This is a genomic window from Hymenobacter wooponensis, assembly GCF_004745865.1.
Lineage (GTDB): Bacteria > Bacteroidota > Bacteroidia > Cytophagales > Hymenobacteraceae > Hymenobacter > Hymenobacter wooponensis.
This window is the reverse complement of record NZ_SRKZ01000001.1, coordinates 1,304,861-1,330,103: the sequence shown is the minus strand read 5'-3', so window position 1 is coordinate 1,330,103 and position 25,243 is coordinate 1,304,861. Positions and strand designations below refer to the sequence as shown.

Annotated in this window: 25 protein-coding genes; 11 read left to right on the top strand and 14 right to left on the bottom strand. The window is 58.9% G+C overall.

From position 1 onward, the window contains the following. Window positions 1–12: 12 nt before the first annotated feature. From EU557_RS05555 to EU557_RS05545, 3 genes are all read left to right on the top strand, one after another. Window positions 13–387, top strand: a complete 375-nt coding sequence (locus tag EU557_RS05555) for a cupin domain-containing protein (protein ID WP_135529397.1) — start codon at window positions 13–15, stop codon at window positions 385–387. Beyond that, on the top strand, window positions 384–1,001 hold the full coding sequence (locus tag EU557_RS05550) for a Crp/Fnr family transcriptional regulator (RefSeq protein ID WP_135529396.1): 618 nt from the start codon (window positions 384–386) through the stop codon (window positions 999–1,001). Before EU557_RS05555 ends, EU557_RS05550 begins: the two co-directional genes overlap by 4 nt. A gap of 88 nt (window positions 1,002–1,089) precedes the next feature. Then, window positions 1,090–1,521: a carboxymuconolactone decarboxylase family protein gene (locus EU557_RS05545; RefSeq protein WP_210115984.1), complete on the top strand. Its 432-nt coding sequence runs from the start codon at window positions 1,090–1,092 to the stop codon at window positions 1,519–1,521. A gap of 17 nt (window positions 1,522–1,538) precedes the next feature. Here EU557_RS05545 and EU557_RS05540 read toward each other — a convergent pair whose 3' ends face one another. The 3 genes from EU557_RS05540 to EU557_RS05530 form a co-directional block, all read right to left on the bottom strand. Beyond that, complete coding sequence (locus EU557_RS05540; protein WP_135529394.1) at window positions 1,539–2,321, bottom strand: DUF3891 family protein; 783 nt, start codon at window positions 2,319–2,321, stop codon at window positions 1,539–1,541. 368 nt (window positions 2,322–2,689) lie between these two features. Then, window positions 2,690–3,481, bottom strand: a complete 792-nt coding sequence (locus EU557_RS05535) for an SDR family NAD(P)-dependent oxidoreductase (protein ID WP_135529393.1) — start codon at window positions 3,479–3,481, stop codon at window positions 2,690–2,692. A gap of 136 nt (window positions 3,482–3,617) precedes the next feature. Further along, a complete protein-coding gene (locus tag EU557_RS05530) occupies window positions 3,618–4,571 on the bottom strand; it encodes a 1-phosphofructokinase family hexose kinase (protein WP_135529392.1) in 954 nt (317 codons plus the stop codon). Between the two features lie 213 nt (window positions 4,572–4,784). On the opposite strand from EU557_RS05530, the gene EU557_RS05525 reads away from it, so the two are divergent. Together EU557_RS05525 and EU557_RS05520 are read left to right on the top strand one after the other, a co-directional pair. Continuing rightward, window positions 4,785–5,576 carry a HipA family kinase gene (locus tag EU557_RS05525; RefSeq protein WP_135529391.1) on the top strand — a complete coding sequence of 264 codons (792 nt, stop codon included), beginning with the start codon at window positions 4,785–4,787 and terminating at the stop codon, window positions 5,574–5,576. Next, window positions 5,554–5,940 carry a DUF3037 domain-containing protein gene (locus EU557_RS05520; RefSeq protein ID WP_135529390.1) on the top strand — a complete coding sequence of 129 codons (387 nt, stop codon included), beginning with the start codon at window positions 5,554–5,556 and terminating at the stop codon, window positions 5,938–5,940. The genes EU557_RS05525 and EU557_RS05520 overlap by 23 nt, the downstream gene beginning before the upstream one ends. A 418-nt stretch (window positions 5,941–6,358) precedes the next feature. On the opposite strand, the gene EU557_RS05515 is transcribed toward EU557_RS05520, so the two are convergent. The 6 genes from EU557_RS05515 to EU557_RS05490 form a co-directional block, all read right to left on the bottom strand. Continuing rightward, on the bottom strand, window positions 6,359–6,952 hold the full coding sequence (locus EU557_RS05515; RefSeq protein ID WP_135529389.1) for a hypothetical protein: 594 nt from the start codon (window positions 6,950–6,952) through the stop codon (window positions 6,359–6,361). A 65-nt stretch (window positions 6,953–7,017) separates the two neighbouring features. Next, a complete protein-coding gene (locus EU557_RS05510; RefSeq protein ID WP_135529388.1) occupies window positions 7,018–8,112 on the bottom strand; it encodes an alpha/beta hydrolase in 1,095 nt (364 codons plus the stop codon). Between the two features lie 408 nt (window positions 8,113–8,520). Further along, window positions 8,521–10,767 (bottom strand): xanthine dehydrogenase family protein molybdopterin-binding subunit, encoded by a 2,247-nt coding sequence (locus EU557_RS05505; RefSeq protein WP_135529387.1) that lies wholly within the window; start codon window positions 10,765–10,767, stop codon window positions 8,521–8,523. A gap of 34 nt (window positions 10,768–10,801) precedes the next feature. Continuing rightward, a complete protein-coding gene (locus EU557_RS05500; RefSeq protein ID WP_135529386.1) occupies window positions 10,802–13,024 on the bottom strand; it encodes a xanthine dehydrogenase family protein molybdopterin-binding subunit in 2,223 nt (740 codons plus the stop codon). A gap of 231 nt (window positions 13,025–13,255) precedes the next feature. Further along, the gene (locus EU557_RS05495; protein ID WP_135529385.1) at window positions 13,256–14,239 is read right to left on the bottom strand and encodes an FAD binding domain-containing protein; all 984 of its coding nucleotides are present in this window, start codon (window positions 14,237–14,239) and stop codon (window positions 13,256–13,258) included. Further along, window positions 14,236–14,874, bottom strand: a complete 639-nt coding sequence (locus EU557_RS05490; protein ID WP_135529384.1) for a (2Fe-2S)-binding protein — start codon at window positions 14,872–14,874, stop codon at window positions 14,236–14,238. Before EU557_RS05490 ends, EU557_RS05495 begins: the two co-directional genes overlap by 4 nt. Before the next feature lie 259 nt (window positions 14,875–15,133). On the opposite strand from EU557_RS05490, the gene EU557_RS05485 reads away from it, so the two are divergent. The 4 genes from EU557_RS05485 (at window position 15,134) to EU557_RS05470 (ending at window position 17,771) form a co-directional block, all read left to right on the top strand. Further along, window positions 15,134–15,886, top strand: coding sequence for a DUF72 domain-containing protein (locus EU557_RS05485; protein WP_135529383.1), 753 nt, complete (start codon window positions 15,134–15,136; stop codon window positions 15,884–15,886). 198 nt (window positions 15,887–16,084) lie between these two features. Further along, window positions 16,085–16,318 (top strand): hypothetical protein, encoded by a 234-nt coding sequence (locus EU557_RS05480; protein WP_135529382.1) that lies wholly within the window; start codon window positions 16,085–16,087, stop codon window positions 16,316–16,318. Further along, window positions 16,311–16,820: a DUF2243 domain-containing protein gene (locus tag EU557_RS05475; RefSeq protein ID WP_135529381.1), complete on the top strand. Its 510-nt coding sequence runs from the start codon at window positions 16,311–16,313 to the stop codon at window positions 16,818–16,820. The genes EU557_RS05480 and EU557_RS05475 overlap by 8 nt, the downstream gene beginning before the upstream one ends. A 228-nt stretch (window positions 16,821–17,048) precedes the next feature. After that, a complete protein-coding gene (locus EU557_RS05470) occupies window positions 17,049–17,771 on the top strand; it encodes a DUF72 domain-containing protein (RefSeq protein ID WP_135529380.1) in 723 nt (240 codons plus the stop codon). Window positions 17,772–17,855: 84 nt separating this feature from the next. Here EU557_RS05470 and EU557_RS05465 read toward each other — a convergent pair whose 3' ends face one another. After that, window positions 17,856–18,224 carry an NUDIX hydrolase gene (locus EU557_RS05465; RefSeq protein ID WP_342588222.1) on the bottom strand — a complete coding sequence of 123 codons (369 nt, stop codon included), beginning with the start codon at window positions 18,222–18,224 and terminating at the stop codon, window positions 17,856–17,858. 172 nt (window positions 18,225–18,396) lie between these two features. On the opposite strand from EU557_RS05465, the gene EU557_RS05460 reads away from it, so the two are divergent. Continuing rightward, the gene (locus EU557_RS05460; RefSeq protein WP_135529379.1) at window positions 18,397–18,921 is read left to right on the top strand and encodes a GreA/GreB family elongation factor; all 525 of its coding nucleotides are present in this window, start codon (window positions 18,397–18,399) and stop codon (window positions 18,919–18,921) included. 216 nt (window positions 18,922–19,137) lie between these two features. On the opposite strand, the gene EU557_RS05455 is transcribed toward EU557_RS05460, so the two are convergent. Next, window positions 19,138–20,070, bottom strand: a complete 933-nt coding sequence (locus EU557_RS05455; RefSeq protein ID WP_135529378.1) for a D-2-hydroxyacid dehydrogenase — start codon at window positions 20,068–20,070, stop codon at window positions 19,138–19,140. Window positions 20,071–20,214: 144 nt separating this feature from the next. On the opposite strand from EU557_RS05455, the gene EU557_RS05450 reads away from it, so the two are divergent. After that, on the top strand, window positions 20,215–21,264 hold the full coding sequence (locus EU557_RS05450; RefSeq protein ID WP_135529377.1) for a methyltransferase domain-containing protein: 1,050 nt from the start codon (window positions 20,215–20,217) through the stop codon (window positions 21,262–21,264). Between the two features lie 153 nt (window positions 21,265–21,417). Here the strand turns inward: EU557_RS05450 and EU557_RS05445 are convergent, their stop codons facing one another. The 3 genes from EU557_RS05445 to EU557_RS05435 form a co-directional block, all read right to left on the bottom strand. Continuing rightward, window positions 21,418–21,705: a YMGG-like glycine zipper-containing protein gene (locus EU557_RS05445; protein WP_135529376.1), complete on the bottom strand. Its 288-nt coding sequence runs from the start codon at window positions 21,703–21,705 to the stop codon at window positions 21,418–21,420. 188 nt (window positions 21,706–21,893) lie between these two features. Beyond that, window positions 21,894–24,344, bottom strand: a complete 2,451-nt coding sequence (locus EU557_RS05440; protein ID WP_135529375.1) for an alpha/beta hydrolase family protein — start codon at window positions 24,342–24,344, stop codon at window positions 21,894–21,896. Between the two features lie 187 nt (window positions 24,345–24,531). Further along, window positions 24,532–25,242, bottom strand: coding sequence for a pirin family protein (locus EU557_RS05435; RefSeq protein WP_135529374.1), 711 nt, complete (start codon window positions 25,240–25,242; stop codon window positions 24,532–24,534). Between the last annotated feature and the right edge of the window lies 1 nt (window position 25,243).

The window sequence follows — 25,243 nt, the reverse complement described above, 5'->3', positions numbered from 1 at the left end:
CTCATTCGCCTTATGAATACGGAAACACTGCTCGGTCCCTTGAAAGACGCCACCCGCCGGGAAGTGGGCGGCGTGCAGGTAGATGTGGTGCGCACCGGCAACTCCCGGGTGAAGCGCGTGGTGTATCCGGTGGGGTTCCGGTGGTCGAAGGATCTGAAGCCAGTAATTGGTACGGAGCTGTGTCAGCACGCGCACGTTGGGTTTCTGGCCACTGGCCGCTTGGCCATTCAGTACGCCGATGGAACGCTAGAGGAGTACACCGCCCCGCAGGTAGTAGCCATTGCGCCCGGCCACGATGGCTGGGTGGTAGGCGACGAGGCGGCCATTCTCATCGAGTTCGACTTTGAGGGTGAAACCGTGGAGCGTTTAGGCCTGAAGCGGCCGTGAAGGAAAGCTACACTGCTGCCACCGAGCCCAGCCGCTGCTTCGCCTCGCTACTGGCCCACATAGGCCAGTACGTGGGGCTCAGCGAGGCGGAGGCTGACTTACTTCAGACCTACCTAGGCCACCGCACTATTGCCCGCAAAGAGCATTTGCTGACCGAAGGACAGGTGTGCTCAGCCACTTATTTCGTGCAGCAGGGTTGCCTGCGCACCTACCTGGTGAATGAGAAAGGCACAGAGCAAACCATTCAGTTCGGCATCGAGAACTGGTGGCTCACTGATTACGCCAGCCTCGATAATCAGGAGCCTTCGCAGTTCTACATTCAGGCGGTTGAGAGTACGGAGGTAATTGTGTTTGAGAAGCGGGTGCAGGAAGAAGTGTTGCGCCAGCTGCCGCAGCTAGAGCGGTACTTCCGCATTCTGCTGCAGAAGTCGGCAGCGGCGGCGCTGTTCCGCGTAAAGTTTCTTTACACTCTCTCTGGAGAGGCCCGGTACCACCATTTCAATGATCGGTTTCCGGAGTTTGTGCAGCGAGTGCCGCAGTATATGCTGGCCTCTTACCTGGGCTTTACGCCGGAGTTTCTGAGTAAGATCCGGGCGAAAGTGGGGCATCGGTAGCGGCCAGCGTTTCTTGAACTAGATTAAGTTTTCCCGAGCTGCGGAGGCAGAACTTTGACGCATACTTCAACCCAAACCCCTTTTGAAGATGCGACTCACTATGCAAGCCACCGAGCCAGAGGCCTACAAAGCCATGTTTGGTCTGGAGAAGTACCTCAGTACTTCCAAGCTCAGCGCCGCCCACAAGCACCTCATAAAAGTGCGCGCCTCACAGCTGAATAAATGCGCGTACTGCATCAACATGCACACGCAGGAGGCCCGCAAAGATGGCGAAACGGAGCAGCGGCTGTACCTGCTCTCCGCCTGGCGCGAAACCAGCCTGTTTACTCCGGACGAGAAGGCCCTGCTAGCCCTAACGGAAGAAGTAACCTTCATTGGTCGAGCTGGGGTTTCGGATGCCACGTACCAGCAAGCTGCTGCTTTATTTGATGAGCACTACCTGGCTCAGGCAATAATGGCCATGGTGGTTATCAATGCCTGGAACCGCATTGCTATTAGCACGGAGTTACCGCTGGCTTAGGAAAGCTAATTGGGGCGCTAGGCCTGTCCTGAGTGCACCCAGACTTCCAGCTCTGCGACCGGCGCTTCCGCAAAGCACTGGCCTAGGCCTACTGCCGCTAGCCGGGCTTTGAGAAGCTCTCGGTAACGCAAGGTTACGGCAAAGCTCTCAGTGAAAGGAGAGGGGGAAATATGTACAGCCGTGGGACTAGGCCACTCTACCTGCACCAGCTGGTGCCCGGTAAATGCGAAATAGTCGGAGAAGGGGATGCCGGCCCGATACCAGGGGTGCTCGTGCTCTTTGCTGGTGCCCGGCTCATTGAGGCAGAGGTAGAGCGAGAGGTTATCGGCGAAGCGCAGCAGCCGCTTGTGAAACTCTAGGGTGGCTGCCATAGCGGGAGCCATGAGCTGGAGCTGCTGCTTGAGGCGGTTCTGGCGCTCAGTTTCCGTGCGCAAGAACTGCTGGCCGGCGGGGCTCTTGGCTAGGTCAGGAAAACTGGTGTAGTGCAAGCTGCATAGCAGACCCGCATAGGGCGCCAGGTGCTCTACTTCCTCAATGCCCTGTTGATAATGCTGCACTTTCGGCGCGGTGGGGTAGTCCAAGAAAGAGTGTGGAGCCTGAGCCTGCTCGTTCCAAATGGGGGCCGCATCCAGCGGAATCCAGGCGCGGTCATGCTCCCGAACGGCTAGTAGCACCTCTGGCCGGTAGCTGAGACCTTCGAAATAGGCAAGCTGCCACTGCTCCGCCAGTCGGCCGGAAATTTGGGCGTGGTCGTGCTGAGCGAGGCAGATGAAGCTGGTAGGGGTTTCCCGAACAATCATGGCAGGGCTGAAACAGTAGAGGCAAGAAAGCCAACTGGCCTAGCAGCAGTAGTGGCCACTGCTAGGCCAGTGCAGGGCTAAACCTGGGCGGCTCCTATGACTGGCAGCGCACCAGGTACCACGCCAAGGCCATTACCAGCGCAAGAGAGCCGAAGCGCAACAGCAGGAATACCCAAGTGGGCAACTCAGGTTTTTGTGGAGTGTGGGGCATGGTAACAACTACGTCTGGCCTAGAGGTACGCACCCCACCAAGGATAGATACGCTGGGTGGATAGGTAACCCTAACCTACCCAACTGAAGACTTTCAAAAACAAGAACGCCCCTCCGCCACAAGGCGGGGAGGCGTTAGGGGAAAGTGGGAGAGGTAGCTACTTGGCCGTAGCGTGCAACTGAGTATTCATGAGCGTGGCCAGCACTGAGTCGGGGAGAACCAGGCTGGAGAAAAAGTTGACCTTGGCCCCCAGTGTGGGTAAGCAGCGGGCCGCGCCATCCATCAAGGCATCATAGCCTTCTTCAGCCACGGCGCGGGCTGAGGCCGTATGAGCCGCCGCGCGGGTATGCTCAGCGTGGGCAGTGCGGAAGAAGTTGGTATCAGTAGGTGGGGGGCAGAGAATGGTCATAGTCACGGCCGACTTCTGCTGTTTGAGCTCGTGCTGCACGGCTTCAGCAAAGCTGAGCACAAAGGCCTTGGTTGCGGCGTACACCGCCTGGCAGGGACTGGGAGAGAAGGAGGCCACCGACCCTACCTGCAGGATGCGCCCCTCGTTACGCGCCACCATCTCGCGCAGGTAAAGCTTAGTGAGATGTACTAGGGAAGTGGCATTCACCTGAATCATGTGAAGCTCTGTTTCCATGTCGGTGTCGGTGAAGTAGCCAGTTTCGCCGAAGCCGGCATCATTCACCAGCACATCAATCCGAAGTCCGCGCTGCGTGGTTTCGGCGTAGAGCTGCGCGGGCGCATCGGGGAGGCTCAGGTCGAAGGGCAGCAGCAGAATGTCAACGCCCATGAACTCCTGGTGGAGCAGGCGGGCGGCTTCCTGCAACTCATCGAGGTGGCGGGCCACAAGCACGACGCGGTAATCGTCGCGCGCGAAGCAACGAGCCAACTCCAACCCGATGCCGCTGGAGGCACCGGTAATCAGGGCGGTTTGTTCGTTCATGGCTGATAGGCTTAAGGTGAAGGGGGTGTATCCTTAATTTACTGATAATAAGCCGGATTAGCTTGTAAAAACCGGCTTATTATCAGTGCCTTTCAGCTTGGTCTATTTCTGCTGTTGCTCAGTATGGACGTAGCCATTAGGCTGCCGAGGACAGCATAGTATTCTGCAGCAGCCAGTGGTAGAGCCGGTCTACATCGTCTTTCCGGAATAACTCAGTACCGGGGTTCATGGTAGCAGCCGTACCACAGGCTATGCCTAGGCGTACTGTTTCGCGTACGGAAAGGCCCGTGGAAAGCCCATATACCAAGCCGGCCACCATACTGTCGCCGGCGCCTACGGTACTGCGCTTCTTCACGGCGGGTGCTGGTACGTGGTCAACAAGGTCTTTGGTAACTACGCAAGCTCCCTGGGGCCCCAAAGACGTCACCACAATTTCGCATTTGCCATCCCGTACTAAGGCGTGGGCTGTTTGGGCTACAGCTTCGTTGTCGAGCTCATCAATGTTGGCCATGCGGCTCAGCTCGCCCACATTAGGCTTGGCCAGGTACACCCCTTCCTCCAGCAGCCGGTACAACGCGGGGCCGGAGGTATCAACTACCACTTTCACGCCACGGGCTTTAGCCGCCTGCACAATTTTTACCAGAAATTCTGGCTCTACGCCGGGCGGTATGCTGCCGCTGATTACCAAAAAATCAGGATTGCCGGGCAAGCTCTTGAGGGCTGTGAGCACCTGCTGTTGCTCTGTCTCAGCCAGCTCGGTGCCCGGCATCCCGAAGCGGTATTGATGGCCCGTAGAAGCATCTACCACAATGAAGTTTTCGCGGGTCCGGCCAACGGTTACCACCGGCTGCTGCAGAATATCTTCCTGGCTCAGGAGTTCTTGTAGCAACAGGCCAGCGGGGCCGCCTACCGGGAACACCGCTACCGATTCAGTCCCCAGCCGCTTAAGCGCCCGCGAGACGTTGATGCCGCCTCCGCCGGGCTCAAACTTGGGCGGAGCACACCGCAGCTTGTGGTCTGGGATGATCTGACCGGTGGTAGTGCTCTTATCAACGGTAGGGTTTAGGGTAAGCGTGACGATGTAAGGCATATAAAAGAAGAGGCGTGTGGAAGGCTAGGTCAGTGCTTGGTATTGGGTTGTACTAACAGCTGGCCACATGGTTACACTAGCAGTGGCCGCTGCACGGGTGGTTTTCCCGTAAGCAGATGCATGGTGGCCTTGGCTAACTGTACGCAAGGCGCCACCGGAAACTTCCAGAATTGTCCGTCCTTTGTGCGGCCTATCCTTTCTTGTTCGAGCTCTATGCAGGCTAGTTCCCTTTCCTTGAGAACCGTTGATGTAACGCGCTACGTTACCCCGTTGCGCGAAGGAGGCTCCTTGCCGGCCCTTGTGGAGGCCGACGATGGGTTTATGTACGTGGTGAAATTCCGGGGCGCCGGTCAGGGCGTGAAGGCCCTGATTGCCGAGCTGGTGGTGGGCGAAATGGCCCGCGCCCTAGGCCTACGGGTGCCAGAGCTAGTATTTTGCCAGCTCGACGAGGCCTTTGGCCGCACCGAGCCCGACGAGGAAATTCAGGACCTGCTGCGCTTCAGCACCGGCCTTAACTTGGCCCTGCACTACCTCTCCGGCGCCAGCACCTTCGACCCCCTGGTGAACACCATCGAGCCTACCATGGCATCTCTCATTGTGTGGCTCGACTGCCTCACAATGAACGTAGACCGCACGGCCCGCAACACCAACCTGCTGATGTGGCACAAAGAGCTGTGGCTGATTGACCACGGCGCGGCGCTGTACGTGCACCACGCCGGCCCCGGCTGGGCCGAGCCCAAGCCCCGCCCATTTCCGCAGGTGAAAGACCACGTGCTGCTGCCCCAAGCCAAAGAGCTGGCTGCCGCCGATGCGCTAGGCCACTCCCGCCTGACGCCCGACGTCATTCGGGCTATTCTGGCGCTGGTACCGGCCGAGTGGCTGACCGAGCCTGAGGTAGATGCCGAAGTACAGCGGGAGAATTATGTGCGGTTCCTGACGACGCGTCTGGCCGCCTCCGAAACCTTTGTTCAGGAAGCCGAAAATGCCCGAAAAGCACTTGTATGAATACGCCGTGCTGCGCGTGGTGCCACGCGTAGAGCGCGAGGAGTTTCTCAACGTCGGCGTAATCCTGTACTGCTCCTCCCAGGGCTTTTTGCAGGCCCGGTTTGAGGTGCCGGAAGCCCGACTGCGCGCTTTTGCCGGCAATGAGCTAGACCTAGCGGAACTAACGGAGCGCCTACGCTCCTTCGAGCGAATTTGCAGGGGCCGCAAAGAGGGCGGCCCCATTGGGCAGCTGCCCCTGGCCTCGCGGTTCCGGTGGCTTACGGCCACGCGCAGCACCATTGTGCAAACCTCCCCCGTGCACCCCGGCATGTGCGAAGATGCCGAGGAAACATTGGCTCGTTTGCACACCCAACTAGTGTTGTAGCGGGAGCACCACACAGGGAGTCCGACGTATAAATGGCTAGGCTGCAGGAGTATATTGTTTTTGGTGAATGTATTGCCTATATTCAGATACACAATGCTTTACACCAAATACAGCCATGGAAACGAGACCAAGACGCTATGTTGGGTTAGGCCAACGCCTGAGTAATTTACCCTGGTGGGCTTACGGGCTCATCATCCCAATAGTATATATGCTAGGGTGGGTGCTGCACTGGATAGGCATCATTCCTGGCAAGTAAAGTGGCCTAGAAACAGCTAAGAGGTCTGAGTTGTCCGGCTGGCGCTGGACTACTCAGACCTCTTACTCATTTATTAGAGCCAGTTTCCCTAGTTAGATGAAAAGGGAAGCTAGCACTAAGCTGTAAAACAGTAGGAGCTGCCACCCAGTAACCGATAGTGGCCTAGGCGTTTGTTCTCAATGAGGTAGCTGGTGCCACCGGTGCCGCGGGCGAAAGTTGCTGCAGGAGGGAAAGCATCAGATGATAAATTTCCTGGAGCTGCTGCGGATCGGTGATGGCTTGCTCTTTGGTGAGCGTGAGAAACAGCTCATCAACGTTGTCGTGGTGAGTGGGGGCCAGCGACAGGCGTAGCTCTTGATATTTCTGCAGGGTTTCGCGGAGCACAGGGTCGGAGAGGAGGCCTTGCAGGGCGGCGGGGTCGTTGGTAGTAATAATATAAGCGGGGTCCAGTTCGGGGTAGCCTAATTGCACATCCGTTAGGCCTAGTAGCTTGCCGATTTCATGAATCCAGTCCTGCTCATGCAGGGCAAACCGTAGCTCTACGTGAGTGGGTACCGGGGCCGTGAAAGTGGTTGTCTCGAATCCGCCCTCGAATCCGCCGCCTAAATCAATGTCAAGCTCCAGCCGGACGGTGTAGCCCTCTTGGTGCAGGTCGGCCGTGTATTCAAACAGGTTGGCCTCGCGGGCCATATCAGCGGCTACTTGTTGCCACAAGGCGTCTTCAGAGTCGGCGGAGAAGGAGCGGATAGTATCCATAGGTAGAGAAGGTGGGAAGTAGGGAAGAGGATTTGCTACCTACTCTTTGAATAGCCCATAGGTTACTACTCAAAATCAAGGTGCGTGTTAAAAAACGGTAGCACTTGCTGGTAGATGCGGCCCGTACGGCCCATAATGCGGCTGCCGTGGGTGCCCTCATATTCCTGAGCCGTGTGCCGCAAGCCAAAGCTATTGAGCCAGGAGCTAAATGTGTAGCAGGTAGGCGGGATATGGCGCACCTCATCCTGGGCACCCCAGTCGAAGGCTAGTGCCCGCAGCTGGCGCAGCGCCGCAATGCGGGTTGGGAGCTGCGCGATAGGGGTAGAACCCACCCAGCGGCCTAGCACTGCATCGCGGCGAGCTACACTGTCGGGGCCCAATGAGCCGGGCAACTCGGCCCCAAACGGCTGATTTTTGGGAGCTGCCGATAAGGCCCGGGAGAGGGATACGGTAGCCAAGGCCACATGGCTGCCCTGCACATCGGCAAAGCTCTTGGCCCGCAACGCAATGGGTAGGCCAGGGCCTGGCAGATAGCTGGGGTGTGCCCCCAAAAAGGCGGGGCTCAGGGCATAAGCCGCTGCCCAAGTACCAGGAAATTGCATGGCCAGCCGAATGGTGCCACCGCCTCCCATGGAGTGCCCAGCCAGGCCGCGGCTGCCGGGGCGGGCCAGCGTCCGGAAATTCTTGTCGATGAACTCCACCAGCTCCCGGGCGGTAAAGTCGGCCCAGGGGCCATTGGTGGCAGAGTTAACGTACCAGCTACCCCCAAAGCGCGTTTGCTCGTTGGGAACCACCAAAATGAAGGGCCGGATCTGGCGGTCGGCAATGGCTTGATCCAGCAGGGCCTTCATGCCATCCTGATTGAAGATCAGGCTGTCGTTCCAGGTAAAGCCGTGCAGGTAGTACACCACCGGGTAGCGCCGTTGCGGATGCGTTTCATAGTCGGCCGGCAAGTACACGCTCACGCGGCGGCGCGGATTTTCGCCGCCGGGGTTGCCACGCAGCAGCTTGGAGTCAAGGGTCTTGACCACCACGCGCCCGGTTGCGGGAGCGGAGGCGGTTTGGGCCGTGAGCGGAAGAGCAAGCAGCCAGCAAAGCGCGAGCAACAGCACCGATTTCAGAGAAGGCGCGAGGCCGCGCGTAGGTAGTTGAGCTAACATCTCTGAGTTACGCAGTAAGGATCATGAAGTGAGTAGTAACCATGGCAAAAGGAAGGTATACAACGCGGCAGTACTAGACTGACGCCAGACAGAATAGTGGCAGCTAGCACCACCCAGCAGCCTTCTTAACCTAAGTAGTGGAGCATAGTTAAAACTAGTTCCCCCTCCTCAGATGAGGAGGGGCTAGGGGTGGTTGAAAGGTTAGAACTAAAAACTAGAGCTAGTTATCGTTCTAGGCTAGTCAACCACCCCTAGCCCCTCCTCATCTGAGGAGGGGAACTAGTTGTAGCTGGACTCCACTACTTGAGTTACTTATACAACAAGATGGCTGCCGCTGACAGATTTCTATCGGCGGCAGCCACAGTAAGATTGCCAATCAACTGGCTAGTGAAGAGTGGCCTAGGCCACTTAGATGAGCTTGTCTGGCGTGATGGGTAGCTCCCGCACGCGCTTGCCGGTGGCGTTGAACACCGCGTTGGCAATGGCAGGGGCTACGCCAATGATGGCAATTTCGCCGATGCCTTTCGTGCCGAGGGAATTCACGTAGGGGTCGGGCTGGTTCACGAAGGCCACTTGCACGTCGGGCGCGTCGGCGTGCACGGGTACGTGGTATTCGGCGAGGTCCTTGGTGACGTAGCGGCCGAACCGGTCGTCGATGGCGGCGTGCTCGGTGAGGGCCATGCCAATACCGCCCACGGCGCCGCCCTTCATCTGGTTGCCGGCGGTTTTCTCGTTCACGATGGTGCCTGCATCGGCGCAGGAAACCAGCTTGCTCACGCGCACCTCGCCGGTCAGCTGATGTACCCGCACCTCGGCAAAATGCACTGAGAACGAGTACATGGAGTAGTTTTTCTGGTTGTCGCCCTCGGGCTTCGACTCCACGGTAACGAAGCCCCCATCGGTCTGCTTCAGCAGATCGGCGAAGCTGGCGCGGGCGCCGGGGTTGCCGTTCAAGCTGATGTGGCTATCGGCAAACACCACGTCTTCCTTCTTAGCCGAAGCAAAGGCCGTATTGCCGGTGGCCGCCATGGTGCGTAGCTTCTCTTTCAGCGCCAAACAGGCTTCCTGCACGGCGGGGCCCACCGTATTTACAATGGCCGAGCCCCCTTGGGTGGGGGCCTGCGCAAAGTCAGAGTTGCCCCACTCAAACCTAATTTTGTCCGGCGACAGGCCTAGCGTGTCGGCGGCAATCTGCGTCATGGCCGTGCCAGTGCCAGGCCCAATATCCGTCACGGCGCTTTGCAGCAGTACCGTGCCGTTGGGCAGCAGCCGGATGTTGGCCTTCGAGGAGCCGCGGTGTGCCCCGAAGGTGCCCACGCCCATGCCGTAGCCTACCAGCCAGTCACCATCGCGCAGGCTGCCGGGCTTCAGCTGGCGCTTGTTCCAGCCCACGCGCTCGGCGCCCATCTGGTAGCACTCCTTCAAGAACTTGCTCGACCACGGCTTGCCGTTTTCGGGGTCCTTGTCGGTGTAGTTGCGCAGCCGGAATTCCATCGGGTCGATGTTGAGCTGGTAGGCCATTTCATCCATCGCCGACTCTAAGGCAAACGCGCCTGTGGCCTCCCCTGGGCCGCGCATCCAGATGGGCGTGCTCACGTCGAGAGCGGCAATGCGGTAGCGGGTATTAACGTTCGGCGACTGGTACATCATGCGGGTTTGCTGCACCGTCGATTCCGTGAACTCCTCGTAGCTGGAGGTCTGCCCCACCGCTTCGTGGGTAATAGCCGTGATTTTCCCGTCAGGGGTAGCGCTCATGCCCACTTTCTGCCAGGTATGCGGGCGGTAGCCCACCATGGTGGTCATTTGCTCGCGGGTAAGCACGAGCTTCACCGGCCGGTTCACCTTGTGCGCCGCAATGATGGCGGCCGACTCGTGGGGCCAGCTGTGCAGGGCATTGCCGAAGGCACCTCCCACGAAAGTGGCAATAACCTTCACATTCTCTTCGGGCAGGCCCCACTCTTTGGCGAAGTCGCGCCGCGTAGCCATGGTGCCCTGCGTTTTATCGTAAAGCGTCAGGCGGTCAGGGGCTTCCCAATGCGCAATGATGGATTGCAGCTCCATGGGGTGGTGCACTTCCGTCGGGATAACGTACTCCGATTCGAGCTTCACCGCCCCCGTTTTGTAAGCGTCGGCGGTGCCGCGCACGTAATCGGCCACTCCTGATTTTGGGTTTTTCTTCGCCTGAGTAGGCACGAAGGCCTGCTGCACGCCCACCGTCATGTCGGTTATGTGCTTGTCCTGGTCGTACTGGGCTTTTACCAGGCGAGCGGCGTAGCGGGCGCGTTCCAAGGTATCGGCCACCACTACCGCAATCGGCTGGTCGTTGAAGCGAACCAGGTCGTCGTGAAACACCTTTAGGCGGCCGCCTACGGTCTGGGGCTGCGAGGGGTCTTTGCCAGTGGGAACGAACCCCGGGACTTTGGGCGAGTTGAAATGGGAGATAACGGCCAGCACGCCGGGAGCCCGCTCGGCGGCGCGGGCATCAATGCTCTTGATGCGGCCCTTGGCAATGGTGCTACCCACGAGCACGGCATAGCTCATGTTGGGCAGGTTGTATTCGGCGGAGTAGAGGGCCGCACCCGTAACCTTGAGCCGGCCATCCACCCGGTTCATGGGCTTGCCGATGTTGTTCTTGGGAGTGGGGGTAGTATCCATAAAAAACGAAGTGCGAAGTGAGTGTCCGACTGGCCTAGACCAGCTTATCGGGGGTGATGGGCAGCTCCCGCACGCGGGTGCCGGTGGCGTGGTACACGGCATTGGCTACGGCGGCGGCAAAGCCTACCAGGCCAATTTCGCCGAGGCCCTTGGCGCCCGTGGGGCTGATGATGGGGTCGGGTTTGTCGATGAACTGCACGTCAATCTCCGGCATGTCGGCGTTGACGGGCACGTGGTATTCGGCTAGGTCGTGGTTGATGAAGTTGCCGTAGCGGTGGTCGATGACGGCTTGCTCCATCAGAGCCTGCCCAATGCCCCACACCACCGCGCCCAGCACTTGGCTGCGGGCCGTGGTGTGGTTGAGCACCCGCCCCGCATCTACCACCGACACCACCCGCCGCACGCGCACCTCACCAGTGAGGGCGTGCACGTGCACCTCCACGAAGTTGGCGCAAAACGACTTACCCGAGTGCTCTTTCAGCTCCGGCCCGCCCTTCGACTGGCGCGTTACTTCCAGCATGGGCAGGTTCTGCTGCTTGAGAATATCCTGGTAGGAAACCCGCTTGCTACTGTCCTGAGCCAGCTGAAGCTCCCCGTTGAGCGCCACCAAATCGGTGGGCGGGGTGTTGCTGAATGCCGAGCCGGCTTGGCCACGTGCCAGGTCCTGCAGCTGTTCGCGTAGGGCTACGCACACATCGTGCACCACCGAGCCAACCGACGTAGCCGTGTGCGAGCCAGCCTGAATAGGTGCTGGCGGCAGGGCCGAGTCGCCCAGCTCAAACCGAATGTTCTCGGGCGCTACGCCGCTGGCATCGGCGGCAATCTGGGCCATGATGGTGCCCGTGCCAGGGCCGGTATCGGCGGTGGCGCTCTGGATGAGCAGGGTGCCATCGGCCATCAGGCGGGCCTTGGCAGTGGCTTCTTGCCGCTCTGATTTGTAGATGCCCGAGCTCATACCCTGGCCTACGAGCCAGTCGCCCTGCCGCGTGGAGCGGGGCGTGGGGTTGCGCTTGCTCCACCCGAAGCTAGCGGCGCCGCGCTCGTAGCACTCGCGCAGGTGCTTGCTGGCCCAGGGCTTATCGTTCTCGGGGTCGGTTTCGGCGTAGTTGCGCAGGCGCAGGGCCACGGGGTCCATGCGGAGCGCGTAGGCCAGTTCGTCCATCGCCGACTCCAGAGCAAAGGAGCCGCTCGATTCGCCGGGGCCGCGCGTCCAGCAGGGCGTGCTCACATCCAGGGGCACCACCTTGTACACCGTGTTCATGTTGAGCGTGTGGTACGCCGACTTGGTGGGGTGCACAATGCGCTCGGCAAACTGCTCGTACTGCGAGGTGTTGCCGAATGCCTCATGCGTAACGCCCACCAAGGCTCCATCCGGAGTAGCCCCCAAGCCCATCTTCTGCATCGACCTAGGCCTGTACCCCACCAGGTTAAACTCCTGCTCGCGGCGGAGCATCAGCTTCACGGGGTGGCCTACGTGCTTGGCTCCGAGGATAGCCGCTGTTTCCTGGGGCCAGATGCGCGAGGAACCCCCGAACGCCCCGCCCACGAAGGGCGAGTGCACCAGTACGTTCTCCTCGGGTAATTGAAACATGCGCATCAAGTCCTTCTGGGCCAGTTTAGGGGCCTGCGTTTTGTTGTAGACCGTCAGCTTATCACCCTCCCAAAGCGCAATAGCCGCGTGCATTTCCAAGGGGTTATGCACCTGAATGGGTGTGCCGTACTGCTGCTCGATGTGCACTGGGGCGCTGCGGTAAGCGTAGGCCTGTCCGCGGGCGTAATCCTTTTCCTTCTTGGGCTCGGTGCCTTGTTGCAGGTTGGCCGCCAGATCGGTTTGGTGGGGCTGCTGCTCGTAGGCCACTCGCACCAGCGAAGCAGCGTAGCGGGCCTGTTCCAGCGTCTCGGCAATGGCCAGGGCCACGGGCTGGTTGTAGAAGTGAATCTGGTCGTCGTAGAAAATCTTGATTTCCTGACCTTCTACCCGCGGGTTATTACTGGCTTTGGCATCGGAGTAGCCGGGTACTTTGGGGGAGTTTCGGTAGGTGATAATAGCCAGCACGCCCGGGACCTTTTCCGCCGCAGCCGTATCCAGCTCCTTGATGCGACCCCGCGCCACCGTGCTCGTCACTAGTACCCCATGCTTCACACCCGCCACCGAGTGCTCCGCCGCGTACCGCGCCGCGCCGGTCACTTTCAGCCGGGCGTCTACGCGGTGCATCGGGCTGCCGACGGCTCCTTCTTTGGCGGTTTGCTTGGGCATGGGGATGGGTGATGGAGGGGTGAATTACTTCGTTCTGTAGTGCGCCTCACCCCCCGGCCCCCTCTCCGAAAAAGGAGAGGGGGAGCCGAACGGGAAACGGGTTGTAATTGGCCCGCTTTGGATGAGTAGTTAAAAGCAGAGAAAGAGGCCTAGAACGATAACTAGAGCTAGTCCCCCTCTCCTTTTCGGAGAGGGGCTAGGGGTGAGGCGCACTAGAGCTAGAAAAACTCTCTAGCCCACTGCGGTGGCGTTCTTCAGGGCTTGTATAATGGAGTTCGGGCCTAGCTTCAGCTTGTAGGCATTGTGCTTGAAAGCCTTGGCGTCGCGCATAGCGATGGCGGCGGCTTGGCGGAACGTGTCTTCCGTGGCGGGCTTGCCGACCAGGAATTTCTCGGCCTCGTTGAGGCGCCAGGGCTTGTGGGCTACGCCGCCCATGGCTAAGCGGGCATCCTTGATGGTGCCATTGTCGAGGCTCAGGGCCGCGGCTACGGATACAAGCGCGAAGGCGTAGGAAGCTCGCTCGCGCACTTTCAGGTAGTGCACGTTTTTGGTGAAGGGCCCGTCGGGGATGTCAACGGCGGTTATCAGCTCGCCCTGCTCCAGGTTGGTGTCTTTCTGGGGTGTGTCGCCGGGGAGGCGGTGGAAGTCGGCAAAGGGGATGCGCCGGTCGCCACGGGGGCCGCTGACCAGCACCGTGGCATCTAGCGCCACCAGGGCCACGCTCATGTCGGAGGGGTGCACGGCAATGCACTTATCGGAGAACCCGAAAATGGCATGCATGCGGTTGATGCCTTCCAGAGCGCCACAGCCCGAGCCTGGCTCGCGCTTGTTGCAGGGCATGGCCGTGTCGTAGAAGTAGTAGCAGCGGGTACGCTGGAGCATGTTGCCGCCCACGGTAGCCATGTTCCGCAGCTGCGCCGAAGCGCCGGCTACGAGCGCCTGGGCCAGCAGGGGCTGCTTTTCCAGCACCAGCTTGTCTTCGGCCACAGCTTTGTTGGAAGCCAGCGCCCCGATGCGGAGGCCGCCGTTTTCCTTCTCAATCTTGTTGAGGGGCAGCTTATTGATGTCGACCAGCTTCTGCGGGGTCATCACTCCCCGCTTCATCAGGTCAACGAGGTTGGTGCCGCCGGCAATGAACTGAGCCGAGGTGTCCTTGGCCAGGGCATCGATGGCCGCTTTCTGCTTAGTGGGGCGAACGTATTGGAACTGGTTCATACTTTCTGACCGCCGTTTTTCACGTCCTGAATGGCCGCTACAATGTTGGAATAAGCGCCGCAGCGGCAGATGTTGCCGCTCATGTACTCCTTAATCTCGCCCTCGGAGCCCGCGTGGCCCTCCCGGATGCACGCCACCGCCGACATAATCTGGCCGGGGGTGCAGTAGCCGCACTGGAAGCCGTCGTGCTTCACGAAGGCCTCCTGCATGGGGTGCAGTTTGTCGCCATTGGCCAGGCCCTCAATTGTGGTGATTTTCTTGCCGTCTTCCATCACGGCCAGGCGCAGGCAGGAGTTTACCCGCTCACCATCTACGTGCACCGTGCAGGCGCCGCACTGGCCGTAGTCGCAGCCCTTTTTGGTGCCCGTGAGGTGTAGTTGCTCGCGCAGCAAGTCCAGCAGCGTGGTACGGGGCTCCACCGAAAGTTTGTGCTTTACGCCGTTTACTTCCAGCTTCAGGGGTACTTTCTCGAAGGCGGCCGCCACTTTCTCATCCCACTCCGCCGAGGCGGCGTGCAGCACAGGGCCGGGGGTGAGGGCAACGGCGGTAAGTAGGCTTGATTTTTTTAGGAAATCCCGACGGTTGCCGTCGTGGTCAGCGTTTTCCGGAGGAGTTCCAGGGTTCTCGTCTGCCATAATACAAATGATGAGAGCGGGGCTCAAGAGGCCCGCTGATGAGTAGTGGTGATACTTGCCGCAGATGCTACAGCGGACTGGAAAAGAAACGCGTCAATCCGCACCGTTACCGTTTAGACACAGATTTTGGTTTACGTAACAGCTAGGGTGAAGTTGGGCGAGCGGCGAGAAAAGATTGAGTGAAACAGGCCTAGGCTGATGCCCCAAAGCCACTAGGCTAGGGGGCTGCGTAGAAACTCCGCTTACCAATGCTTCTGCCATGCCCGCTATCCACATCGGCTGCTCTGGGTTTCATTACCGCGACTGGAAAGGCGTATTTTATCCGCCAGAGTTGCCTCCGCGCAATTGGTTTGGGTATTACTCCACCCAATTTAATACCCTGGAGTTGAACGTTACCTTCTATAAGATGCCCGAGCTGAAGGCCTTAGAGAACTGGTACGACCAGAGCCCCGAAGGCTTTCAATTTGCCGTGAAGGCCCCGCGCATCGTCACGCACTACAAGAAATTTAACGCCGAAGCCGAGCCCGTGCTGGCCGATTTCTACGGCACCGTGCGCGAAGGCCTGCGTGAAAAGCTCGGGCCGGTGCTGTTTCAGCTGCCGCCCAAAGCCGCGTACACCGAAGAATTAATGGAGCGCCTGCTGGCCAACCTCGACCCAGAGTTTACCAATGTGGTGGAGTTCCGCCACCCCAGCTGGTGGGAAGGGGAGGTGTACCGGGAGCTGGCCCGCCACCACATCAGCTTCGTGGGCCAAAGCCACCCCATGCCCCTGCCTGATGACGTAGTAGCCAATACTGATGTGGTCTATTACCGCTTCCACGGCGTGCCAGAGCTGTACAAGTCATCGTACAGCAAAGAGTTTTTGCAGCGCATTGCCAACGAAATTCAGGCCGCGCCGGGCGTGAAACAGGCCTACGTGTACTTCAACAACGGCATCGGTGGGGCCGGCGTGCTCAACGCCTACGAGCTACGGAAGCTGCTAGGAGATACCACCGGAGTGGCCCAGGGCTAGCTTGATAACAAGCTCAACGCTACCAACCTCCATAAGTAAGAGGTCGTAGGTCAGAGATATATACCCCGTCGTGCTTCATCTGGCGCCCTCTTGTCGAAGCATCTTAACCTCTGACTACTCAACAGGCCTAAGCCTATTGCGAAAAGCGTTGCAGATGCTTCACTCAGCACGACGAGTTAAAGTGAATATCACCCTACTATGAAAGCACTTGCTATTGGCTTCTTGACTGCCCTCTTCTTGCTCATCGGCCCCACGGCTATGGCGTGCCGGGTGTGCAGGCCGCGGGTGCAGGCTGCCATTCATACGCCGGAGTATAGCGCCAACCTACTTACGCTGCTGCTACCCGTGGGGGCGCTGCTGTTGTTGGCCGCGGGCGTGTTTTATGCGCCACTAATCAAAGCTCGCTTCTTATCCTCTACTTCCCATGGCTGAACAGCTACACCGCGGCCCGCTTATTTCGGCGGGCCTATTGATTGGCGCCGGGTTGGGCGGCTTCGTCGATGGCATTGTGCTCCACCAGATTCTGCAGTGGCACAATATGCTCTCCGCTAAGATGCCGCCCGATAACCTAGTGGCCGCCAAGGTGAATATGTACTGGGACGGGATGTTTCACGCGGCCGTGTGGGTGATGACGGCCATTGGCCTGACGGTGCTCTGGCGCGTAGGCCACCGCCGCGACGTACCGTGGTCGGGGCGCACGTTCTTTGGAGCGTTGCTGCTGGGCTGGGGCTTGTTTAACGTCATCGAAGGCATCATCGACCACAACTTGCTAGGCCTGCACCACGTGTACGAATACACTGACAACAAGCTGCCCTGGGACCTGGCCTTCCTGGCACTCGGCGTTTTGCAGCTGGTTGCGGGGTGGGCCTTCGTCCGGGCTGGCCGCTCCGATACAGCCGTGCGCGGTGAGTACAGCCGGGGTAACACGCAGTAAGTCTACCCCAGCACACTTACATAGCACGTCATCCTGACGAAGGAAGGATCTTATCACGTCAGCACGATGTGCTAGGCCAGTCGTTCTAGCACGGTGCATTGCCCCCGGCCCCTCTCCGAGAAGAGAGAGTAAGAGCCTGAAGTTCATGGGTAGTAAAACTGCTATCGTGAAGGACGTGCGTACAACCTTATCACTTCACTCATTCACTCATTCACCACTTCACCGTCCATGTGGCACATTGGCTGTTCTGGCTTTCACTACAAGCACTGGCGGGGCGTTTTCTATCCGGAGAAGCTGCCCCAGCGCCGGTGGTTTGAGTTTTACAGCCAGCACTTCCAGACGCTGGAGCTGAACGTGACCTTTTACCGCTTCCCCCAGCTCTCGTTTTTGGAGCCGTGGTACCAGAACAGCATCCCGGAGTTTCGCTTTGCAGTGAAAGCACCCCGGCTGATAACGCACTACAAGCAGTTCCACGACACCACCCAGCTGCTGGCCGACTTCTACGGCACGGTGCAGGAGGGTTTGCGCGAGAAGCTTGGGCCAGTGTTGTTTCAGCTGCCGCCACGCATGACCTTCTCCGAGGAGCGCCTACAGCGCATTGTAGAAAGCCTGGACCCGGCCTACCAGAACGTGCTGGAATTTCGGCACCCAAGCTGGTGGGAAGGGCAGGTATTTCAGGAACTGTCGCGCCGCCGGATTGCCTTCGCCGGCCAAAGCCACCCGCAGCTGCCCGATGACGTGGTAGCCAACACCGACTTTCTGTACTACCGGTTTCACGGCACGCCGGAGCTGTACAAGTCGCCGTACAGCGAGGAGTTTCTGCGACGTATCGTTTCCGAAGTGCAGGCCGCTCCGCAGGTAAAGCAGGCCTACGTGTACTTCAACAACGATATCGATGCCTCCGCCATCGGCAACGCCAAGCAGATGCAGGCGCTGGTAGGTCAGGGCTAGAACTGTCATTCCGAGTGCAGCGAGGAATCTGGGGAAGTGGCCTAGAAGCTAGCTCAGATCCTGCCTACGGTCGGAAGAACACCTTTAATCAGCCAGCAAGCCTTGTTCTTTCAGCCAGTCGAAGATTAACTGATCGACGGCCGATACTTCCGGGCGGTTTCGGTAGGTGAGCCAGACTACTTCTTCAATCTCGGCGGCCGCTTGGAGGTGGCCTACGTAGCGGGCCTGGTAGCAAGTCATGCGCACCAATACGTCGGGCGCGTGTCCGTGGGCTGGGGCTTCGAAAGTGCCCGCATAGGTGATGCTGGTAGGTTCAAGGTCAACAGTAAGCTCCTCCTTGATTTCGCGCAGCAGGGTTTGCACATCGGTTTCGCCCGCTTCTCGCTTGCCGCCGGGGATATAGTAACGGTCTTTGCCCCGGCTACGGGTGCTCAGGAGCTTGCCGTCTTCCAGGTGCAGCTAGGCAATTTTATCGATCAGTTTCATGGCACGTATAGGCAGGTGAAGCAGTGGCCTAGGCCAGTCAGAAGGTAAGAAGTAATACCGGAGAGGGCAACCGAATGCAGTCCGAAAGCTACTGCCGGGTATGCTTAACTCTGTGCTTAAAGCTGCGTTAGATCATAACATGAGCCGCGCATTTACCAAAGAAGACGATTCTCTCGAAGCTCCCATTATCCCGCCACGGCCGGCGCTGCCGGCAGGGTCACCTAACTACGTGACGCCAACTGGCCTAGAGCAGCTCCGGGCCGAGCTGGCTGTTCTGGAAGCGGAGCGCACCATTGCCGAAGCCAACCGTGAAAACGAGGCTGACCGCACCCGGCAGCTCACTTTGCTCAACGGCCGCCTCACGGCTCTCAACGCCCGCATTGCCAGCGCCAAACTGGTAGACCCACGCACTCAGCCCGCGAAAGAGGTTCGGTTCGGGGCCACCGTCACTCTCGTAACCAAAAGTGGCGGCCAGCCCGGCATGGAGCGCCGGTTTACCATCGTAGGCGTGGATGAGGCATCCGTAGCAGAAGGAAAAGTAGCTTTTGTGGCACCCATTGCCCGCGCAATACAAGGCGCCAAGCTCGGCAAAACGGTTACGCTGCGTTTGGGGCCAAAGGAGGAAGTGGTGGAAGTAACCAGCATTACCTACGAAGTGGCCTAGCGCGCCTTATTAGCAATCCTTTATACCAATGGTACGTCTATACCAATGGTACGTCATGCTGAGCCTGTCGAAGCATCTCTACTTCTGACTAATTACTGGTCTAGAACCACAAAGAAGCGGTAGAGATGCTTCGACAGGCTCAGCATGACGTACTGTTGGTACCGTTCATTGACAAGATCCTTTGTCGAGATAATGTGCAGTTATGAAGAGCAATGCTTAATACCCACGGCTCAGCTCTACCTGATTTTCCAGCGGCCGCTGCTGTTGCAAGTTCTGGAGGTTGCGTAGCAGAATCCGCACTTTGCCTTCGTCCTCTTCTGGTTGGCCACCGCCGCTGTGCTGGGTGAGCAGCACGTTGGGCATGTCCCACAGGGGGCTATCGGTGGGCAGGGGTTCCTGGGCGGTTACATCGAGCACGGCGCCGCCTAGGCTGCCGGCTTGCAGCGCAGCTATTAGAGCGGGTTCATCGGTGGTATTGCCGCGGCCCACGCTGGCGTAAATGCTGGTGGGTGTCATGGCCTCAATGAGCTCGGCAGAGAAAAAGCCTTCGGCGCTGCCGGGTAGGCAGTTGACTACGGTATCCGTTTCAGGCAGCGCCGCTTGCAGCTCTTCCTTGGAGTGAAGCTGGGCCTTTGGGTCAGTGCGGGCCAGGAACTTGATGGCGCTGGTAAAGCCGGAGAGCTGCTGAGCCACGGCCTGGCCTATGGCGCCGCTGCCCAGAATAATCACCCGCTTGTTGCGCAGTAGGCCAGTCTGCTGCCGGACGGGGGCACCCACCCATTTCTTTTCGGTTTGCCACACCGCCAGCTGTGGAATGCACCGGTACACCGCCAGCAGCCCTGCCAGCATGGTTTCGGCGCAGGGCCAGGCAAAGAAGTCGCCCACGTTGGCTACCGGGCAAGTTACCTGCACCTCGCGGTACCGATCGATGCCTGCCGAGTCTATCTGCCAGAACTGTAGGCCACTTGGGGGCGTGGCAAACCACTCAACGGGCGGGTTGCCGAGAACCACTTCGGCCTGTTGGAAACTGGTTTGCTGCTGCTCGGGTGCCAGGTCCTGCCTGAACGTCGAAACTACAGTGGAGGGAAGTTGTTGAAGCAACAGGGCTCGAGCCGAGTCGGAGAGGAGAGGGTAGACAAACAGACGCATACGTCCCATACTACCGTAACCGGGCCGATGGTTGCACGGCCGACCTCAACAACTACCAGCCCAAGTATAGGCGGGCGGCGCCTAATCCGAACTAACTCGTTGGTACGTACCTTGTCTCAGCAACCTCACCACCCCCTCAACTTCATGGAAGAACAAATTCAACAGCAGGTACAAGAGTACTACGGTCAGCAACTGCGTACCAGCCAGGACCTAAAAACCAATGCGTGCTGCACCGATGATATTCCGGCGGAGCACAAGCAGATTCTGGCGCAGCTAGAGTCAGAGGTGCTGGAGAAATATTACGGCTGCGGGGTGTGCGTGCCGCCCGCCGTGGAAGGCTGCACCGTACTCGACCTGGGCAGTGGCAGCGGCCGCGACGCCTACCTGCTGTCGAAGCTGGTAGGGGAGCAGGGCCACGTTATTGGTGTAGACATGACCGAAGAACAGCTGGATGTAGCGCGCCGCCACATTCAGGCCCACACAGAGAAGTTTGGCTACCGCCAGCCCAACGTGGAGTTTCGCCACGGCTATATCGAAGACCTGCGCACCGCTGACCTCGCCGACAACAGCGTGGATGTGGTAGTAAGTAACTGCGTGCTCAACCTCAGCACCGATAAAGAAGCTACGTACCGCGAGATTTTTCGGGTGCTGAAGCCCGGCGGCGAGCTGCACATTTCCGACGTGTTTGCCGACCGCCGGGTGCCAGAAGCCCTGCGCCAAGACCCGGTACTTTATGGCGAGTGCCTCAGCGGCGCGCTCTACATCGACGACTTTCGCCGCTTGCTCCTGAACCTGGGCATCCGCGACTACCGCCTCACCGCCCAACGCCGCCTCAGCATCGGCAACCCCGAAATTGAAGCCAAAGTCGGCAACATCAAGTTTTATTCTCTGACAGTACGAGCCTTCAAAATCGACCTCGAAGACAAGTGCGAAGACTACGGCCAGGTAGCCATTTACCAAGGCACTGTGCCCGGCCAGCCCCACGCCTTCGAGCTCGACGACCACCACCGCTTTGAAACCGGCCGGCCCATGCTCGTGTGCGGCAACACCGCCGACATGGTAAGTCTTACGCGCTACGGTGCTCACTTTAAGGTTCTCGGCAACAAAGACCAGCACTTTGGCCTGTTCCCTTGCGGCCCCGGTCCAGCCTCTGAAAGCACTGGCTCCAGCGACGCCGTGAGCTGCGGCTGCTAGGCCACCCTTGCACTGTCCATTCCCACGCAGAGGAATCTGGACACCGGCCTAGCAGCTAATTCAGATTTCTCGCTGTGGTGAGAGTAACAGGGCAGGCTAACAAAAAAGCCCCTGACGTTCGTCAGGGGCTTTTTTGTTAGCTCAACGCTAGCACTACTTCTTGTAGGCCTGGTAACGAGCGGGGTCTTTTTTCTTGTCTTTGCTGCGGCCAACGGCACCACCGGCAGCAGCGCCTACTAGGCCACCTACTACGGCACCTTTACCGCCGCCTAGCACAGCACCGGTTACTACGCCAGCCCCGCCACCAATGGCAGCGCCTTTGCCTTTTTTACTCCAGCCTTTCTTGGGAGTAGTTTGAGCATCGGCGGTTTGAGGGGCGGCAGTGGCACCTAACAGTAAAACGGCCGAAAACATGGCGATATATCCTTTGAACGTGTTCATAACGTGTGGGTTTTAGAGGGAGGAAATGGTACTTAGGCCTTAAAACGTAAGTGCTAAAGTTCAGGTTGTGTCAAGAGGCTGTGATTATACAAAGGCTTACAGCTAGGTAGTTATCTGATACTTGCAGGCAAAAAAAAGCCCCCAAGCTGTTGAGCTTGGGGGCTGCGGAAAAGAGGCCTAGGTTAAGCTTACTTCACAGGCGTATTGTTGGCCTCAGGAGTAGCCGCCGGGGCCGCAGGGTTCTTCACGTATTTGTCAAGCCAGGAGTTCATCTCCCAGAGCATGTGCATGATGGACTCGCGGGCGGCGTAGCTGTGTGATTCTGCGGGCAACACCACGTAGCGCACAGTGGCGCCGTGGCCCTTCAGGGCGTTGTAGAACCGCTCGCTCTGGATCGGGAAGGTGCCGGAATTGTTGTCGGCCTCGCCGTGAATCAGCAGGATTGGCGTCTTGATCTTATCAGCGTAGTTGAACGGCGACATCTGGTTGTACACCTCCGGCGCTTCCCAGTAGGTGCGCTCCTCACCCTGGAAGCCGAAGGGAGTCAGGGTACGGTTGTAAGCCCCGCTGCGCGCAATGCCAGCCTTAAACAGGTCGGTGTGCGCCAGTAGGTTGGCCGTCATAAAGGCTCCGTAGCTGTGGCCCATTACGGCTACGCGCTTGGTGTCTACCACGCCCAGGCGGGCCCCTTCGTCAATGGCAGCTTTGGCTGAGGCTTTAAGCTGCTCCACGTACGTATCATTGGGCTCCTTGGTGCCTTCGCCCACAATTGGAATGCTGGTGCCCTGCAATACGGCGTAACCCTGCGTTACCCAGAACACGGGAGAGCCCCAGTTCAGGCGCGTGAAGGTGTAGGGTGAGCCTTTCACCTGACCAGCATCTTTCTTGTTTTTGAACTCCACGGGGTAGGCCTCCATCAGGGTAGGTAGGGGGCCATCTTCCTTCTTGTAGTTCGGGGGCAGGTAAAGGTTAGCCGTCAGTTCCACGCCATCAGCGCGCTTGTACTTGAGCACTTGCTTCTGCAGGTTGCCCACGCTGGCGTACGGGCTAGTAAACTTGGTAAGCGGCGTTACTTTGGTGCTGCGGGCGTCGCGCAGTACATAGTTGGGAGCTTCTTGCACCGACTCGCGGCGGGTCACGAACTGGCGCTTGCTCACATCCAGCAGGGCCACTGGCACCTCGTAGTACGGGGCCTCAGAGCGCCACCATCGCTGGCTCTTTTTTGTGCGCACGTTCAGCTCGTCCACGAAAGGCCGGTCACCCTCTGCCGAGGCGCCATTGCCCAGTAAATACACGGTTTCGCTGTTGCCATCGGTGGCTAGCACGTAGCGACCCAGGGCGTTGCGTTGCACGTACGGGGTACCGGGGTCGGCGTAGGTATCCTGGGTAGAGCGGTCAAAGAGAGGAGTAAGGGAGGTCTTGGTAGCCAGGTCCAGCGTCCACATCGTTTCGTGGCGGTCTGACCAGCGGCTGCCTTCCACAATGGCTAGCTTATCGGTGCCCCAGTGAATATCCTGGAAGCGCAGGGGCAAGGCGGCCAGCTCCTGGGGCTGCCCATCAAAGGGGGCCGGCAGGGCATAAATTCGGTCGCGGATAGGAGCGGCTGCTTTAGGGTCGCCGCCGTCCTGGGCTTCTACCCAGAACACGGTGTTGGGAGCGTCTTCGCGCCAGCCATGGCGGCGCTGCCCGGTGGGCACGGCGTCGAAGCTGGTGGGTACGTTATCAGCCAGGGGCAGCTCAGCCAGCTCTTTCACCACCAACCCTTCCAGGTTAATAATTTCAACCCGCATCGGGAAGCTGCTCACCGGCAAGGTGTAGGAGTAAGGACGGTGGCGCTTCTTCACCAGAATAAAGCGGCCGTTGGGTGAGGGCGAGGCCTGCTGCACAATGCCCGGCTGGCCTAGCGGTGCCATGCGGCCATCAAGCCCCACTTTTACTACCTGGGCCAGACCGTAGTAATCAAACAACCGCTCGTCAACGGGCGTGTGGAGCAGGTCTTGGTACGTACGAGCTCCGGCAGCTTTACCGGCGTTTTCCTGAATAACGGGGCCAGCCGGTGCTACCGTGGTGCTGGGGGCGTCGCCGCGGCCACCCACCACGGCGCGGGCAATAATGGTTTTGCTATCGGAAGTCCACTCGTAGCTAGAGCCGAAGATGCCGTTCAAAAATAGGTTGGGCACCAAGCGGGCCGAGGCCGTTGCCACGTCCACCAGCCAGAGCTCAATATGATTCTCGGTAGTATGGGTAAAGGCAATCTTCGTGTTGTCGGGCGACCATTGCACCTCGCTTATGCGGGCTTTGGCCGGCAGCCCCTGCACCAGTAACTCCTTGCCCTCCGGCAATTTGCGCAGGCGCAGATTGGTTGAATAACTCACGCGGCTGCTCCCGTTGGTGCGCGGGTTGATGCGCAAACCAGCCAAGCGCAGTTCTGGCTGCGACACATCGGCAATGGCGGGCATGGCCTGCACATCCTGGAGCAACATCCACTGACCGTTTGAGGCGAAGCTTACCCGCGGAATGGGAGCTGCATCTACTAAGTTAGCAATGGCTCGGGGAGGCATCTGGTAGGGTAACTCCTGCGCCTGGGCCAGACCAAAGAGAGTACCGCTTAAAGCCACTGTGAGGAGAAGTATTTTCATAAAGTCAATTCGGGAAGCAAGCGAGATTTATATACAAATGACGGAACATTGCCCCAAATTTTCTACTAATACTTGCAACCTATCAGCTAGTTGCGGTACAATAGCCCGCTTTTTAGAATGCGGCCTGAATACAAAAAAGCCTTTCCCGTATGAGAAAGGCTTTTTACTGAGATGATTCTGAGAAGAGCTAGTGGTTGATGGGAGCCTCAATTACAATGAATTGGCTCTCGGCGCCGCACTCAATGGTGAGGTGGCTGGTTTCCCACAGGCCAATGCTTTCCCGACGGGTTACGGCTTGGCCGTTCACCGTCAGCTGCCCCTCCATTACGAAGATGAAAACAGCCTTGTTGAGCGGGTTTAGCGAATATTCCAGCGTTTGGCCTGCCTCGTAGTAGCCCAAAGAAAGCTTGGCGTTCTGGTTGATCCAGCAGTGCGCCGTGCCCTCCTCGTTGCTGACCACGGTGGTAAGCTGATTGCGGCGCTTTTCTGCGGGGAAATGGCGGCGCTGGTAGCGGGGCGTCACGTTTTGCAGCTTGGGCTCAATCCAGATCTGGAGGAAGTTCACCTCGTCGTCGCCCACATTATGCTCCTCGTGGCGTAGGCCACTGCCGGCGCTCATAATCTGCACCCAGTCTTTGTGCACCACTTCCTTGTAGCCGAGGGAGTCAATGTGGTTCATGCTACCGGCCAGCATAATGGAAATGATTTCCATGTTGGCGTGGGCGTGCAGGCCAAACCCGTTGCCAGGCTTCACAAAGTCATCGTTGAACACGCGCAGCAGCCCAAAGCCTGAGCGCTCGGGGTTGGCGTAAGGGCCAAAGCTCAGCGAGAAGTTGCTCTGCAGCCAGCCAATGTCTTTGAGGCCACGGTCGGCGGCGGAAATGATGCGGAAGGGCATG